General features: G+C 64.1%; 11 protein-coding genes. 2 read left to right on the top strand and 9 right to left on the bottom strand.

Annotated elements, in window-relative coordinates:
• Window positions 1-51 precede the first annotated feature (51 nt).
• Genes ACT6Q8_RS22425 through ACT6Q8_RS22465 form a run of 9 tightly spaced genes read right to left on the bottom strand, consistent with a single transcriptional unit; the run spans window position 52 to window position 10,054 of the window.
• Window positions 52-714 carry an adenylate kinase gene (locus tag ACT6Q8_RS22425; RefSeq protein ID WP_444734665.1) on the bottom strand — a complete coding sequence of 221 codons (663 nt, stop codon included), beginning with the start codon at window positions 712-714 and terminating at the stop codon, window positions 52-54.
• A 28-nt stretch (window positions 715-742) separates the two neighbouring features.
• The gene (locus ACT6Q8_RS22430; RefSeq protein ID WP_444734664.1) at window positions 743-2,506 is read right to left on the bottom strand and encodes an FAD-dependent oxidoreductase; all 1,764 of its coding nucleotides are present in this window, start codon (window positions 2,504-2,506) and stop codon (window positions 743-745) included.
• Entirely contained in the window at window positions 2,507-3,109 is a 603-nt protein-coding gene (locus tag ACT6Q8_RS22435) for a nuclear transport factor 2 family protein (RefSeq protein ID WP_444734663.1), read from the bottom strand.
• A 21-nt stretch (window positions 3,110-3,130) separates the two neighbouring features.
• The gene (locus tag ACT6Q8_RS22440; RefSeq protein WP_444734662.1) at window positions 3,131-4,297 is read right to left on the bottom strand and encodes a CaiB/BaiF CoA transferase family protein; all 1,167 of its coding nucleotides are present in this window, start codon (window positions 4,295-4,297) and stop codon (window positions 3,131-3,133) included.
• Complete coding sequence (locus ACT6Q8_RS22445) at window positions 4,294-5,805, bottom strand: 3-hydroxyacyl-CoA dehydrogenase NAD-binding domain-containing protein (protein WP_444734661.1); 1,512 nt, start codon at window positions 5,803-5,805, stop codon at window positions 4,294-4,296. Before ACT6Q8_RS22445 ends, ACT6Q8_RS22440 begins: the two co-directional genes overlap by 4 nt.
• Entirely contained in the window at window positions 5,802-6,968 is a 1,167-nt protein-coding gene (locus tag ACT6Q8_RS22450) for an acyl-CoA dehydrogenase family protein (RefSeq protein ID WP_444734660.1), read from the bottom strand. Before ACT6Q8_RS22450 ends, ACT6Q8_RS22445 begins: the two co-directional genes overlap by 4 nt.
• Window positions 6,968-7,672 carry an SDR family NAD(P)-dependent oxidoreductase gene (locus ACT6Q8_RS22455; protein ID WP_444734659.1) on the bottom strand — a complete coding sequence of 235 codons (705 nt, stop codon included), beginning with the start codon at window positions 7,670-7,672 and terminating at the stop codon, window positions 6,968-6,970. Before ACT6Q8_RS22455 ends, ACT6Q8_RS22450 begins: the two co-directional genes overlap by 1 nt.
• Entirely contained in the window at window positions 7,662-8,432 is a 771-nt protein-coding gene (locus ACT6Q8_RS22460) for an enoyl-CoA hydratase/isomerase family protein (protein WP_444734658.1), read from the bottom strand. The genes ACT6Q8_RS22455 and ACT6Q8_RS22460 overlap by 11 nt, the downstream gene beginning before the upstream one ends.
• Entirely contained in the window at window positions 8,429-10,054 is a 1,626-nt protein-coding gene (locus ACT6Q8_RS22465) for a class I adenylate-forming enzyme family protein (RefSeq protein WP_444734657.1), read from the bottom strand. The genes ACT6Q8_RS22460 and ACT6Q8_RS22465 overlap by 4 nt, the downstream gene beginning before the upstream one ends.
• A gap of 610 nt (window positions 10,055-10,664) precedes the next feature.
• Here ACT6Q8_RS22465 and ACT6Q8_RS22470 point away from each other — a divergent pair.
• A complete protein-coding gene (locus ACT6Q8_RS22470) occupies window positions 10,665-12,968 on the top strand; it encodes a TonB-dependent receptor (protein WP_444739425.1) in 2,304 nt (767 codons plus the stop codon).
• Between the two features lie 79 nt (window positions 12,969-13,047).
• Window positions 13,048-14,340: an MFS transporter gene (locus tag ACT6Q8_RS22475; RefSeq protein ID WP_444734655.1), complete on the top strand. Its 1,293-nt coding sequence runs from the start codon at window positions 13,048-13,050 to the stop codon at window positions 14,338-14,340.
• Window positions 14,341-14,349: the final 9 nt, after the last annotated feature.

Raw genomic sequence — 14,349 nt, forward strand, 5'->3', positions numbered from 1 at the left:
GGGTCGCTGACCGCAGCGGACACAACCCCGCCACGCAATCCCGCGATCGCGTCAGCGGTCCAGTATCGCCCCGATCGCGGCTGATACCGTCGCGATCTCCGCCATGCCGTCAACACGGCTCACGAGCCCGCGCGCCTCGTAGACCGGCAGGATCGGCGCCGTCTTGGCCCGATACTCGGCCATGCGGGTGCGGACGGCCTGTTCATTGTCGTCGGGACGGCGCAAGAACTGCGTGGAACCGCACCGCTCACAGGTTCCGGCCAGCCGGGGCTGCCTGAACCGGTCATGATAGCCTTCGCCGCACTGCGCGCAGCTATAGCGGCCGGTAATCCGCTCGACGAGCGCATCCTCGTCCACCGTAAGCTCGATCACATGGCGCAGGGCGCGCCCACGCTGCGCCAGAATGGCATCAAGCGCGATTGCCTGCGGCCTGGTCCGTGGATAGCCGTCAAAGATCGCGCCCGCGGAATGCGCCATACTGTCGAGCTTCTCGCCGATCAGGCCTGAGACGATCTCATCGGACACGAGTTCGCCCGCCGCCATCACCGCCTGTGCCTGCAGGCCGGTCGGCGTGCCATCGCGCACGGCCGTGCGCAGCATGTCCCCGGTTGAGAGCTGGACCATGCCGCGACCGGAGACAAGCGTCGATGCTTGGGTTCCCTTGCCGGCGCCGGGCGGACCCAGCAGAATGATGTCGAGGGGCACGGTCTTCATGATGTCTCTTTCACGGATGCCGACGCAATCAATCCGGCATCAACAGTTCAGTGATCAGCCGCACCAGTTCGGTGAAGCACAGAATGGCGAACCACAGGGTCGCCGCAAATGCTGCGGCAAGGATCAGCGAGATGGGGCCGAGTGGCGACCAAGTGATCAGCAGCGCCGCGACAAAGGCGAAGACGGCTGCGGCATATGCGGCCGTGCGGCCGTGACGCAGCGTCGCGCGCAGCATCGGGAACCGGGCCAGACCCTGCGGCTCGCCCTTCGTGGCGGTGGGAGATGGCAACGCCTGAACATCCTGCGTCACCGGCTTTCCCATCAGGGCCGCCAGCCGCTCCGCCCCGAGCAGGCCGAAGGTTCCGGCCTTGATCAGCCCCCCGATATAGCCGGCATTGGTGCCTCCTTCGAGGCCACCGGTCGCGGCGCCCGCCGCAAACAGCCCCGGAACAGGCTTTCCATCGGCCCCCAGTACCTGCGCGTGCCCGTCAATGGCGATGCCACCCATCGTATAGGTGATGCCGGGCATCACCCGGATCGCCATATAGGGCGCCTGGTTGATAGCGAAGGACTGGATTTTTTCTGATCGCGCGATCGGCAATTGTGCCAGCGTTCCGGTTGCCCTTGCGTGGTTATAGCCGCCCACCGTCTCGATGAGCGCAGGGGCCGGCACACCGATCAGGTCGGCCAGTTCCTGGAGCGTATCGGCCCGGTGGACGGTGCCGCCCCCCTTCTCGACCCATGGATTGGGTGCCACGCGGTCGGCCCTGCCGGGCCCTTCCCAGATTGCACTGTCGAAAATCACGAACAGTCCGGGGTCGGCAGGGACCGAGGCGAGCGCGTTGGTGAGATAGACGCCGGTTCGCCCCTCGTCCGCAACCCGCAGGCCGTTGCCGTCCACTACGATACCGGCCGTTGCGATGGCGTCTAACTGCGGAAATGGCCAGAGGTCGTCATTGGACCGCGCCTCGGCGCAGAGAAGATGACCGTAGAAGCGGTTGGTATCCGTCAGGGCGGCACCGGCCGCGACCGCCATCTTCAGTCCGTCACCCTTGCCCGTCCGGGCGCCACGCTGAAAGACGGCATTGAAGTCGGGCGCGATATGCGTCTCGAACAGCGCGCGATCGGCCTGGAACCCGCCATCGGCGATCATGCAGGCGCCCGCCTTCCAGATCTTCGCCCTCCCATCGGCTTCGCCGCGAACCCCGACGCAGCGCCCATCCTCCATCAGCAGGTCTGTCGCCCGGCTCCGCAATTGCAGGACACCACCGAGATGCTCCAGCCGCCCCGCCAGTTGTGCCAGCGCCTTGTCCGGGCCGCGCCCGTCCCAGTCGATCCCGCCCTTGAGCGCACGGGGCGGTGCCATGCCCCAGCGATACATTTCGCGGGGATCGAACCGCATGAGGCGCACATCTTGGCCCCGCAGCCAGCCGATAAACCGCGATGCGTGGGCGGCCAGGGCCCCCGCTACGTCCGGGCGCACCTGCCCGTCGGTCACACGCGCCATGAGATCGGTCAATTCGGCCGGTTCGCGACAGGGATCATGGAACGCGATATGCAAGATCCCGCCGGATTGCCGTGAATTGCATGGATATTGCGGTCCATCGCCCTGCTCAAGCACGATGACCCGCAAGCCCAGTTCACAGGCCCTGACAGCCGCCGTCAATCCGGCCAGCCCGCCGCCAATCACGACAAGATCGCAGGATGCGGCCGCACCCGTCGCGATCGCCCCGTCATCGCCTGTTATTGGCACACCGCTGCGCCGCGCGCCCTCATCTCCTGTAGCGCCCATTTAAAGCGTTGCCGTTTCTTCGAGGAGGTCACCCGACTTCCTGGCAAGTGTGCCGGGCGGCGGAGATGATGGGGCGGGCGGGCCGCGATGATGATCGAACCGCAGATTGCCCGTGATGCGCGCCTCAAACACTTTCCACTCGCCATCATCCTTGCGGTAGCGCTTCATGTAGGTGCCGGCGCCGGTGTAGCTCGTCTTGTCGGGCATGACGATCACGGCCTGATAGAAGGCGCCGAGCCAGGCTTCCATCATGCCCGGTTTGAAGCGCACCAGGGTGTTCGTTCCATAATGGATGAAAAACCTGGGACGGCCGATCAGATAGCGATAATTCTCGCGGATCGCATCGCTGCCGATATAGGTGCCGCGCGGATTGACGAGAACGCAATCGTCGGTGAACCGGGAGACGACACCGTCCAGGTCACCGGCATCATAGAGATAGTGGTAGCGCCGGAAGGCATCCAGCACCTCAGCCTCTTCATGATCGACGATGGACAGATCATCCTTCGACAGGCCCGCCGTGCGCGAACACCGGCCCAGTCGGGCGAAGATGTCCCACATGCCCTTGCCCCATTCATCCACATGGGCGGGATCCGGATTGATCATGTTGATGGTCCTCTTGTCCGTTCAGGGGTTTGATCTTGTCGATTGACCGCCGGCGCCGGTGGGTGCCAGCAGCGCGTCATTGTCCTGTCCAAGGCGGGGTGCGGTTTCCGTCACCTGCGCTGCGCGGCGGAACGGCCGGGCGATGGGCGTCGGCAGGGCGCGGATGACGTCGCCCGCCGCGTTCGTCAGCTCCGCCTCGAACACGCCGCGTTCAAGGAAATGCGGATCTGCCATCGCCTGCCGGGCCGATTTCACGATCGAGCAGCAGCAATCCGCGCGTGCGAACACTTGCGCCCAATGCGCCGCCTCCCGTGCGGCGATCAGTTCTCCGATGCGGCGGGTGGTGGCCGCCGGGTCGACATTGTCGTCGCACAGCTCCAGCTCCAGCCCGATTGCATCGGTAAAGGCGCGCCAAAACTTGTCTTCCAGCGCCGCCACTGCCGCAAAGCCACCGTCAGCCGTGGGATAAAGGCGATAGCGGCAGGAGCCGCCGGTGACCAGCGCGTCGCCGCTCCCGGGCCAGTCACCGACGGCCTGTCCCTCACCCATGGCCCAGTACAGGAACGGGAAAAGGTTGTCGGCCATGGCGATGTCGAGACAGGCTCCCTTGCCCGTCCGGTCGCGCTCGCGCAAGGCCAGCAGGATATTGAACACCGCCGGATAGGTGCCACCGGCAATGTCGGCGATGAGCGCGGGAGGAATGACGGGCGTCCTGGCGGTACCGAGGCTGAGGGCGAGCAGGCCGGTGTCCCCGATATAGTTTAGATCATGGCCGGCAGCCATGTGCCGGGGACCGTGCTGCCCGTAGCCGGTAATCGAGCAGTAGATAATGCCGGGATTGATTCGGACAAGATCGTTATAGGCAAAGCCGAGACGTGCCATCACCCCAGGACGGAACTGATCGACCAGGATATCGGCACTCTCCAGCAAGGGCAGCAGGCGCGCGCGCTCTACTGGATCCTTCAAGTCGAGCGCCACGCTTTTCTTGCCGCGGTTGAGCATCGCGAAATTGACGCTGTCCTCTCCCCAGCGCGGCACATAGCCCCTCATCTCCTCACCCGTTTCCGGGCGCTCCACCTTGATGACCTCAGCGCCCGCTTCAGCAAGGAAAAGCGTCGCCATCGGCCCCGGCAGCAATGTAGAGAAATCCAGCACCTTCAGGCCGGCAAGGGCACCTTGGGACATCATGCCGTCTCCCGTGCCTTGGCCACCACGGCGCGGCGGGCCGGCATATAGGCCGCCTGCCCGGTCATCGCGTGGATCGCGCTGCTGATGTCATGGTGGCGGGCGAGGTTGCCGCGTACGACCCGCTCGATCGGCCCATCGGGATAGCCCAGGCCCATGCGGCAGGTGATATCCATGGCTTCCGCCGTCGCCAGCCCCTCATCGAGGAAGCGCAGGGCCGCATTGTATTTCGGCCGCACCAGCCGGTCGATGATGCGCCCCGGCTGGTCTGCGCAGAGAACGACGTCGAAGCCAGCCGCCTCAAACATCAGGACCGTGGCTTCGATGGCTTCCCGGCTGCTGCGCGGCTGATGCACAAGTTCGATCAGGTTGGTCGGCGCGTCGTTCCCGTTGCGGTAGCGCGCGAATCCCAGGATGTTGGATCCCTCGCTGCCGGACAACTCACCGGTGTGAACACCAAGGCATTCGGTATCCAGCTCCACCAGGATGGCCGTCTTCAAGGCATCTTCCCGGGGGCTGCCGCCAAGATGGATGACGACATCCGCATCGTCGGCGGCCTTTGCCGCGAACGGATCGCCGGGCGGAAAGGCGCGGCTGGGACCGGTCTGTACGATGGCATAGTCGCGCGGCGCAGGCGCGTCCCCCGTCGGCTTCTGCGAGCCGCAGAGGCCCTTACCGACCTTGCGGCCAAGCTGGCCGGCAGCCACCATCCGGCGCAGCAGCGGCGGCGCCGACGCGCGCGGATCCAGCGTCACCGGATAGAAGGCCTCGCATAGCCGAACCTGCGTATCCAGCCCGATCAGGTCGAGCAGTTCGCAGGGTCCCATCTTGTAGCCGAGACCCTTCCTGATCGCCTTGTCGATGTCGCCGGGCGTGGCAACACCGGCCTCCACCGCGCGGATCACGTCATTGTTGAACGGGACGAGCAAGGCGTTGAGGATGAAGCCGGGCTTGTCCTGGGTTTCGACCGGATGCTGTCCGGCGGCCAGCGTCCAGTTCCATGCGATCTTGAAAACCTCCGATGCGCTGTTCATGCCGCGCGACATCTCAATCAGCTTCATCATCTGCGCGGGCAGGCAGAAATGCATGCCCACCACGCGATCCTCCCGCCCGCAACCCGACGCGATCTCGGTGATGGACAGAGTCGATGTGTTCGACGCGAAGATCGTCCCGGCCTTGCACAGGGCATTGAGGTCGGTGAACAGCTTGCGCTTGACCCCCAGATCCTCGAAAATCGCCTCGATGACCAGATCGCAATCCGCTAGGTCGGCAAGGCGGGTCGTATCGACCAGATTGGCCATCGCGGCATCGCGTGCCTCGGCCGTCATCTTGCCGCGATCGACCGACTTTCCGAAGAATTCCGCGGCGGCCTTGCGCTGGGCCGTCAGTGCCTCGGCGGACAGATCGAAACACAGGGTCCGGAAGCCGGCACGGGCGGCGACTAGGGCAATGCCGGCGCCCATGGTGCCACCGGCGCCACAGACGGCGACCTTTTGAATGTGCATGGTCATTTCGTGACGAAGCTCCGTCCGATGAGTTGGCGGTGGACCTGGTTGGTCCCCTCCCATATCTGGGTGATCTTGGCGTCGCGCATCAGCCGCTCGGCCCGATAGTCGGTGCAATAGCCATAGCCGCCATGGAACTGGACGCATTCCGTCGTCATGCGCATGGCCAGGTCAGAGGCGCGCATCTTGGCGACCGAGGCTTCCATGCCGAAATTCTCCGCACCACCATCGACCAGATCGGCGACATAGTCGATCCAGCGTTCGACAAGGGCCAGTTCGCCGGCAAGATCGGCCAGCGTGAACTGGTTGCCCTGGAAATCGAGTACCTTCCTCCCGCCCTGGACGCGCCCATTGCCATAGGCGACCATGTCCTTGAAGGCGGCGCGGGCGATGCCGCGTGCATGCGCGGCGATCGACGGGCGCGACTTGTTGAGCGACGCCAACAGGATCGACAGGCCCTGCCCGGGCGCGCCGATCAGGTTGGCGCGCGGCACCCGGACATTGTCGAACGCAAGCGCGCAGGTCGACGAGCCGCGATGGCCCATCTTGTGCTCCTTACCGATCACGGAGAATCCCGGCGCACCCGCTTCCAGGATCAGGACCGAGATCGCCTTCCTGGGGTCATCGATCCCAGACCATTTGCCAAACAGCAGGATCCGGCCAGCAACGTCGCCATTGGTGATGAATATCTTCGATCCGTTGACGATGATGTCGTCGCCATCGGGCGTGAAGCGGGTCTTCATGCCGGTCGCATCCGAGCCGGCACTTTGTTCGGTGATCGCCAACGCGCCGAAGCCGCCCTCCGCAATGGCCGGCAGCAACCGCGCGCACTGCTCGTCGCTGCCGAAATCGATCAGCGGCTTCATGCCATGATAGTTGGTCGCATAGATGATACCGGTCGATGCGCACGCTTCCGAAATGATCGAGACGATCTCCAGATAGAGCCGGTACGCGGCGGGCATCCCGCCAAATGCCTCGGGTATGAAGATGGTGTTGAGGCCGAGCGCATTGATCGCCTCCACATTTTCCCAGGGGAACCGCGACTCCTCATCGATGCGCTTGGCATTGGGCGCGATGATGTCGTCGGCCATGCGCTGGACCTGGTCCAGGATCTGGCGCTCTTCATCGTTCCAGTTGCGGCTGGTGTTGAGCTGGTCGAATAGGGTCATCAGTGGTTCATCCCCTGCCCGCCATCGACATAGAGGGTCTCGCCGGTGAAAAAGCCGATGTTTTCGGAGAAGATGGCGCCGACCAGCCGGGCAACCTCGTCGGCGGTGCCCGGCCGTTGCACGGGAATGCGCTTCGACAGCCATGCCTTGACCTTGTCGCTGGCAAGGAAGTCCCTGTTCAGGTCGGTCGCGATATAACCGGGGGCGACGTTCAGGACGCGGATATTGTCACGCGCCCATTCAACGGCCATGCAGCGGGTCATGGCACCCACGGCGGCTTTCGATGCGCAATAGGCGAAATTGTCGGCAACGCCCAATTTGTCGAAGAAGGAGCCGATATTGATGATCGTCCCGTTGCCGCGAAGATAGGGATAGGCCTCGCGCGCGGCGATCATGACCGCCGTGGCGTTGAGCCGCATCACCGTTTCATATTCGGCCGTGTCGAGGGTCGCGATCATGCCGTGGATATGGACGCCGGCATTGTTGACCAGCCCGATGATCGGCCGGCTTTCCGCCGCCTTGACCAACATCGCGCGCACGGCCGCCTCGTCGGTCATGTCGCAGGCAATGCCCTGGCCAACCGGGGCGTCACCCGACCGGGACACGCAGATCACCGGATAGCCCCGCCGATCCAGTTCAGCGGCGATGGATGCACCGATGCCCTTGCTGGCACCGGTAACGATGACAGATCCTTTATCCATCATTGAACTCCGGCTTGCGCTTTTCCTGGAAGGCCGCCATGCCCTCCTCGGCATCAGCGGTACGATAGGCCAGCGTCGACAGGTCGGCCTCCACCCTCAAGCCCTCGCCCAGTGACAGCCCACCCCCGCGCTGGACCGCCCTCCTGGCGAATTCGAGCGCTGGCAGGCTGTAGCGGGTGAAGCCGGCGGCAAACGCCTCGCCGGCTTCGACCAGATCACCCTCGACGATCCTGTTGACCAGACCAATGCGCTCGGCCTCCCCGACGTCGACCGTGCGGCCGGTCATGATCATCTCCAGTGCCCGGCTCTCCCCGATCAGCCGGGGGAGCCGCTGGGTTCCGCCATAGCCCGGGATTAGGCCGAGCTTGATTTCGGGCAGGCCAACTTTCGCGGTCCGTGAGGCAAGCCGGAAGGTGCACGCAAGCGCCAGTTCGAGCCCGCCCCCGAAGGCGTAGCCGTTGATCAGCGCCACCGACGCCACCGGCAGGTTGTCGAGCTTCGCAAATACGGCCTGGCCCAGTTCCGCACCCCGCTTCTGCGGGAGCAGGGGGCGGCTCCGCAATTCCTTGATGTCGGCACCGGCACAGAAGGCCTTTTCGCCGGCACCGGTGATCAGCAGCGCGCGGACACCCTCCATCTCCGCCACCGTGTCGAGGGCGGCACCGATGTCGCGTATGATGCTGAAACTCAGCGCGTTGAGCGCCTCGAGCCGGTTCAATGTGATCAGCGCGCAATTGCCGCGCCGGGTCAGTTCGACAGTCATGGGACAGCAACCTTAGGTGGAATGTAGCGGACGGGGACGGGCTTCAGGTCGCCGCGGGCGACCCTGTCGACCAGGTCGCGCTTGAGGATCTTGCCGCTTGGGGTCAGGGGGAAGGCTTCCAGCTTCAGGAACCATTCGGGCATGTCGAACTTCGACAGGCCCTCCCGGGCGAGATGGTGGAGCGCTTCGTCGCTGGTGACCTCCCCGACCACGGCCAGGCAGACGCGTTCACCCAGTCTCTCGTCGGCCACCGCGAAGACGGCCGCCTTCCGTATGGCATCATGGGTCAAGGCGAGAGATTCGATCCGCGACGGATAGATATTGTGTCCGCCACGAATGATCAGGTCCTTGAGGCGCCCCTCAATTCGCAGGTTGCCCTCATCGTCAAGCGATCCCAGGTCGCCCGAAAGAAACCAGCCATCGCGGTTGAAGCTGCTCTCGGTTGCCCGCTGGTTGCCGAAATAGCCCAGCATCAGCGTCGCACCGCGACCGCCGATCTGGCCCGTCTGTCCGGGCCCGAGCGGGCGATCCGCGTCCTCCGGGTCGAAGATGCGGATTTCGTAGCCTCTGCCCCCACGCCCGCAGGTCCGGGTCCAGATGTCGGGGGAGTCACCGGGATGGGTATATTGATGAGACGAGTTTTCCGTCATCCCATAGACATTCTGCGGCGTGATGCCCTGCGCCATGAAGTCCTCCGCAACAACCGCCGGTATTGGTGCGCCGGCCATGTAGAAGGTCCGCACCGAGCCGAGCGTTGCGAGGTCGCGCGCCTTCTGCTCCTGAAGGATGTCCATCGCATGCGTGGGCACGCCCAGCACATAGGTGGCACCGGTCGTCAGGGTCCAGTCGAGACGGCCCATGCCGGCCGGCGCGTCGTCCGTTACCAGGAGACATCCGGCAAAGAGCCATTGGCACACGGCAACCCAGGCGATGTGATGCGACAGCGGGCTGAGCGTGAGAATGACATCGCGGTCGTCCAACCCCCAGTCCCTCACCAAGTCGCGTCCGTTCGCCAGCAGCGTGTTGGCCGAATGCATGACGCATTTGGGTGTGCCGGTCGTACCGGAGGTGAAGGCGAGATACGCAACGGTGTCGGGATTGTCATGAACAGGGCGACGGCTTTCGCCCCCGGCACCCGGCATGGTCGATGGCGTGTAGACGCGCTTGAGAAACGGTAATTGCGCCATCATCGCATCGAAGTCGCACGTCGCGCGGTCGGCCCCCCAGCCATCCTCGGTCAGGAGCGCCGCACTGCCCAGCGTCGTCAGGAGGTCTGCAATCTCCCGGCACGTATAGGTCCGGTGGAGCGAGGGATTGCAGGCGATACCTTCACGTGAACAGGCCAGGAAGGTGATCACGGCGTCCACCTTGTTGGACAGCCACATGGAAACGCGATCGCCGACGCCCAGCCCGTGCCGCACGAGATCATCGGCCATGGCATCGGCCCGCAGGTGCACGTCGCGCCATGTCAGGGTCTCCTGGCCATCGCGAAGGGCCGGGTGATCAGGCTTCGTCCACGCCGCGTCGGCCAGCAACATGTAGAATGTGTCCCGCATCCACAGGCCTGAATTATAATGGGCCCTGGCGGTGGCGGGATCATGCAGGGTCAGAAACGGCCTCATGCTGCCCGCTCCGGCGTGTGATCCGGGTACGCCTGCACTGCACGGGACGGCTTATGCATGGGAGAATGCCCCTGCCAGCCACTTGAGCTGACGCGCCGTGTTCGCACGCCGAAATGCGTTTCGATCGTTCATTCTTTTCCTCCCCTTCGGAGCTTGCGCCCGAGGCAACCTGGGAGGACCTTCCGCAAGGACCATGCCAGCGCTTGGCGGACAACCCACCCAGGGGCTTCATGCCTGACGGCGGGTCGCAAAGCCTCCTGTTGGCTTCGCGGGATCGAGTGGTAGCGCCGTAAGGATTTGTGCGCCTTGCGGTCATCGGCGTCTCGGCATTGTCTTTCCCGAAGCCACATTCATTCAGTGCGGCAGCGTGTCCGCCCACGATCCCGGCCGCGACGGTCGGGGCGGCATCCATCCGTTTGCCGCGAAAGGGAATGTGGGCGCCACGGACAGCCTGTCTGCTCCAGCGCCTCTCCCAGACTACACAGCGACATACGCCGGGCTGTCCGGCAAGTTTGCCTTCCATCCTCCTGGCATCTGTAAAACATGGATATTATCCGCGGCGGGCCATCACACCTGATCTGCCCTGATATCTCTTGGCACGTGACTTGCCATGAGTACGGAACTTCGACCGCACGGTCGGAGGAAAACGTCGATCGGGCGCGATCTCCAGTCGCGCAAGACCAAGGCGATGACCCAGGGAGGGGAGCTTATGAACGGCAAAATGATTAAGTTGGCACTGATGGCAGGCGTTGCAGGGGTTTCGCTGGCCGGCGAAGCGGGTGCCCAGGACACCGCTGCCCAGGCTGCACCAACCACCGCACAACCCGGCCCGGCCGCAGGTACCAGCGATTTCGTGCTTGAAGAGATCATCGTTACGGCGACGCGCCGTGCGGAACGACTGCGCGACATTCCGGTCTCCATCGCCGCCTTTGGCGGAGCCCAGCTCGAGCAGAGCGGCGTCTTCGATGTTACGCAACTGGACCGGCTCGCGGCGGGCGTCCAGGTCGCGACGGCCTATGGCGGCTATCAGCGCATCACAGTGCGCGGCATCGGCAGCCAGCAGGTCATGCCGGGCGGCAACCCCTCTGTCGCCGTCCATCGCGACGGTGTCTACCTTCAGGCCAACAGCGACTTCGGTCTGGGCTTCTTCGATGTCGAGCGCATCGAGGTTCTCCGCGGCCCGCAAGGTACCCTTTATGGCCGCAATGCAACCGGCGGCGCGGTCAATGTCATCACCGGGGCGCCGACCACCACGTTCAAGGCCGGTGGCACGGTGACCATAGGGAACTACAACTTGGTCGAGACGGAAGGTTATGCGGCGGGCCCCATCGCCGGCGATGAGCTGACGGGCCGGATCGCCGTCAAGACGCGCAAGGATGACGGCTTCGTCCGCAATATCCATAATGGCGACGCCTATAACGGATCGGACTTCGCCGGCGCGCGGGCCAAGCTGCACTATGAACCCAATCCGGGCTTCTCGATCGAACTGGCGGCTGATTTCAACCGGGACAACGCCGTCGCCCTTCCCTATTTCACGCGGGCCCGAACGGGTAATCCGCTGCCGTTCGAGAACTCGGGCGGTATTCTCCCGGCGCCCCCGAACGTCAATCTCGACTATCGCAACCGCAAGGACGCCACGATCTGGGGCACGTCGGCCACGATCCAGGCCGATCTGGGCGGCGTCGACCTCAAGTCGCTCACCGGCTACCGGAACTATAAGCTCGATACGTCCCTCGATACCGACGGGCAGAGCCTCGATCTGTCCCACTCCGTCACGGTCGAGAGCCTGAAGCAGATTTCCCAGGAACTGACGTTGAGTTCTCCGGCAGGCGAAGATTTCAAATGGGTTGCGGGCGTCTTCTATTTCCATCTCGACACCGATGGATATCGCTCGCTGGCCTTCCCACAGCGTGGCACCGCGCAGATCAACATCATCCCGGGCCTTGAAGGCGATGCCTATGCCGTATTCGGCGAGGCGAGCTATCCGGTTCTGCCCCCGCTGACTCTGACGGTCGGCGGGCGTTTCAGCTATGAAAAGAAGTCGATCTTCCAGACGCAGTCCTTCGCAGGCGCGTCCCAGAGCGAGAACCTGGACGAGACCTGGAAGGACTTCTCGCCCAAGGTGTCGCTGCTCTACGAAATCAACGATTCCATGAATGCCTATGCCACCGTCAGTAAAGGCTTCAAGGGCGGTGCCTTCAACGGTTACGCGCTGCAAGGCCGGGCCGTGCAGCCCGAGAAAGTGATCAACTACGAAGCCGGCCTGAAGAACTCCCTGTTCGGAAATCGCCTGACGGCCAACCTGTCCGCCTTCTATATGGATTACACGAACCTGCAGGTGTCCATCTACCAGACCAATCCGCTGACGGGGGCTTCCACCGCGGCCCTCGCCAACGCGGCCACCGCGCGGATCAAGGGTATCGAGGTCGATTTCGATGCACGCCTGACCGATGGTCTGTCGATCCATGGCAACGCCTCCTATCTCGATGCCAAGTTCGAAAGCTGGCCGAATGCGATCGATCCGGCACGGGGCGGAGCGTCGTTCTCCGTATCCGGCAACCAGTTGCCTTATGCGCCGGAATGGTCGGCGAATATTGGCGCGTCCTACGCGATCCCCGTGGGCGACTGGGGCACTGCAACGCTGCTCGGTGAATATTCCTACCGGACCCGGACCTACTTCTCGGCTTTCGAGGACAATTTCCTCTCGCAGGCTGGATATGGGCTGGTCAACGCCCGGCTCACCTTCGAGGATGCGGATGAGCGGTGGCAGCTCGCCATCTGGGGCAAGAACCTCGGCGACAAGCTGGCGATCAATGAAGCGCTGGAAAATTACAGCGCCATCACCGGCCAGCGGGCGACCCTGTTTCCGATCGCGCCGCGCACCTACGGCGTGACCGTCGGCTACAAGTTCTGATTTCGCCCGTGTCCCTCGCGCCTGCCAATATCAAGCGCGGGGGACACGTTCAGACCCCGTCCCCGAGGAAGCACCCTTCATGCAGGATACCAGGCCCAATCTGTTCACTGCCTGGAGTTTCACGATACTCCTTTCAGTCCTGTACGCGCACTCGATGCTGGACAGGTACATCCTGTCGCTGCTCGCCCAGCCCATCATCGCCGAGTTCGGGCTCAGCGACGAACAGATGGGCCTGCTTCTGGGCGCGGGTTTTGCGATCCTCTACTCCGCCGCCGGTCTTCCGGCCGCGCATTTCATCGATCGCAACAGGCGCATTCCCATTGTCGTCGTGGGTGTCGTGCTCTGGAGCCTATCGACGATGGCCGCCGCGTTCGCGACCGGATTCTGGACCCTCGGGCTGACCCGCGCGGGGGTCGCCGTTGGCGAAGCGGTCCTGACGCCCGCCGCGATTTCCATGATCGCGGATCTGTTTGCCAAGGAGAAGCGAGGGGCTCCCGTTGCGGTCTACTCGATGACCGCTGCCATCATGGGCACCGGCGCCATCGCACTGGGCGGACTGATGTTCGCCGCGGCCAAGCTGCTGGCACCGGTTCTCGACATGGCGCCCTGGAGGATCACGCTGCTTCTCGTGGGCGCGCCGGGGCTGGTCTTCGCCCTCCTGCTCGCTGTCACCATGCGGGAGCCGCCCCGAAACGCCGCGAAAAGCAGGGCGGAGGAAACCGGCGTCAAGGCATTCCTCGCCGAACTCGCAAAAAACCGGGCGCTATACTTCCCCTTCTATCTCGGCGTGACGGCCGTGGCGCTCTACATTTTCGGCCTGTCGAGCTGGGCCCCAACCATCCTGATCAGATCCTACGGCGTCGAAGCCTCGTCGGCGGGCTATATGCTCGGCCTGATGGGCATCCCGGGGGCTATCGCGGCGGCGGCCTTCTGGCCCTCGCTTGCCGCCTATCTTGGACGGCGCGGCTGGAAAAGCCCGCTTCCCGTCACATTGCTGATTTCGGCGGTAGTGCTGTCCCCGGTCATTTTCCTGACACCCTTTGTCGGATCGGCGATCGCATTTGCCGTCGGGGTCGGTGTGGTCAAGCTGGCGAACGCGACATCAACGGTCGCACCGCTGACGATCCAGAATTACGGGTCCAGCCGCATGCGCGGACGGCTGACCGCCTTGTTCGTGCTGACGTCGAGTGTGTTCGGGTTGAGCGGCGGGGCCTTGCTGGTTCCACTCTTTGCGAACCTCTGGCCGGGCGATCCCGACAGCCTCACCTATGGCCTGGCCATGCTGGGCGTGATTGCCGCGGTCATTTCCATTCCATCCTTCTGGCTGGCGCACCGCGCCGCCGCATCGGTCCTGCCCGACGACAGCGATTGATCGGAGGAT

Source organism: Niveispirillum sp. (assembly GCF_052437035.1).
Taxonomy (GTDB): Bacteria; Pseudomonadota; Alphaproteobacteria; order Azospirillales; family Azospirillaceae; genus Niveispirillum.

Bases quoted from the DNA above. Each gene is read 5' to 3' on its own strand.
- ACT6Q8_RS22460 (WP_444734658.1), bottom strand. From the start codon at position 8,432: ATGACTGTCGAACTGACCCGGCGCGGCAATTGCGCGCTGATCACATTG.
- ACT6Q8_RS22475 (WP_444734655.1), top strand. From the start codon at position 13,048: ATGCAGGATACCAGGCCCAATCTGTTCACTGCCTGGAGTTTCACGATA.
- ACT6Q8_RS22450 (WP_444734660.1), bottom strand. From the start codon at position 6,968: ATGACCCTATTCGACCAGCTCAACACCAGCCGCAACTGGAACGATGAA.
- ACT6Q8_RS22435 (WP_444734663.1), bottom strand. From the start codon at position 3,109: ATGATCAATCCGGATCCCGCCCATGTGGATGAATGGGGCAAGGGCATG.
- ACT6Q8_RS22425 (WP_444734665.1), bottom strand. From the start codon at position 714: ATGAAGACCGTGCCCCTCGACATCATTCTGCTGGGTCCGCCCGGCGCC.
- ACT6Q8_RS22440 (WP_444734662.1), bottom strand. From the start codon at position 4,297: ATGATGTCCCAAGGTGCCCTTGCCGGCCTGAAGGTGCTGGATTTCTCT.
- ACT6Q8_RS22470 (WP_444739425.1), top strand. From the start codon at position 10,665: ATGAGTACGGAACTTCGACCGCACGGTCGGAGGAAAACGTCGATCGGG.
- ACT6Q8_RS22430 (WP_444734664.1), bottom strand. From the start codon at position 2,506: ATGGGCGCTACAGGAGATGAGGGCGCGCGGCGCAGCGGTGTGCCAATA.
- ACT6Q8_RS22445 (WP_444734661.1), bottom strand. From the start codon at position 5,805: ATGACCATGCACATTCAAAAGGTCGCCGTCTGTGGCGCCGGTGGCACC.
- ACT6Q8_RS22465 (WP_444734657.1), bottom strand. From the start codon at position 10,054: ATGAGGCCGTTTCTGACCCTGCATGATCCCGCCACCGCCAGGGCCCAT.
- ACT6Q8_RS22455 (WP_444734659.1), bottom strand. From the start codon at position 7,672: ATGATGGATAAAGGATCTGTCATCGTTACCGGTGCCAGCAAGGGCATC.